Genomic DNA, 653 nt, shown 5'->3' with positions numbered 1-653 from the left:
CCGGTGTCCACGTTAGTGACGGTACGACCGTGAAAAAAACCACATCATGGATAAGCTCCAGACATGAAAAAGCCCCGCATGAGCGAGGCTGTGAGGGTGTGACGGGAAGGAAAACACCCCGTCAGTGCGGGGCGTTTATTGGGTTTGCTCGGTGATCCAGGGCGGCGCCACCGGACGGTGCGCGGACTGCGGAAAGTCCGGTGACTGCGGCCAGTCGCGCAAAGCTTGCATGTAGATCAGCAGCTCGGTGAACTGCTCATTGGTAAGCGTCGGCTCCACCTCAATCTCAAGCTGGTCACGGTGCCGTTCACGCAGCCATATCACTGATGACAGCTCAGCGTCGCGCCAGTCTCGCTCAAGGGCCGCCAGATCATGAGCAACCGGCGGTGCGTCAACCAGGTACGGCAACCCCCGCTCATCGTGAGCGCGTACCTTCCCTACTGGTGGACTTCCGATAACCGACTGATAAAGCGCCTCAGGAATCTCGACGGCATCATCAGGAATTACGCTATGAATTGAGGTGAGATACGTGCAGCCAGTTGACTTGCTATAAAACCGGTTCATGAGGTGGCTCCTACTAGTGGCCAATCGCAAGGTAGAAAGCACCCGGCAACGAGTTCGTACCTGAGCTGTTATCGTTGGCCAGAAGCATC

General features: G+C 57.0%; 1 protein-coding gene. It reads right to left on the bottom strand.

Annotation, left to right across the window (positions count from 1 at the left end):
* Positions 1–135: 135 nt before the first annotated feature.
* Positions 136–564 (bottom strand): phage tail assembly chaperone, encoded by a 429-nt coding sequence (locus M1B34_RS33565; RefSeq protein WP_268267420.1) that lies wholly within the window; start codon positions 562–564, stop codon positions 136–138.
* Between the last annotated feature and the right edge of the window lie 89 nt (positions 565–653).

This window comes from Pseudomonas morbosilactucae, from assembly GCF_023241715.1.
GTDB lineage: Bacteria > Pseudomonadota > Gammaproteobacteria > Pseudomonadales > Pseudomonadaceae > Aquipseudomonas > Aquipseudomonas morbosilactucae.
Note: the sequence above shows the minus strand (reverse complement) of the source record. Positions and strands in the feature narration are given on the sequence as shown.

Excerpts from the sequence above, each read along its gene's own strand:
- M1B34_RS33565 (WP_268267420.1), bottom strand. The coding sequence starts at position 564 with ATGAACCGGTTTTATAGCAAGTCAACTGGCTGCACGTATCTCACCTCA.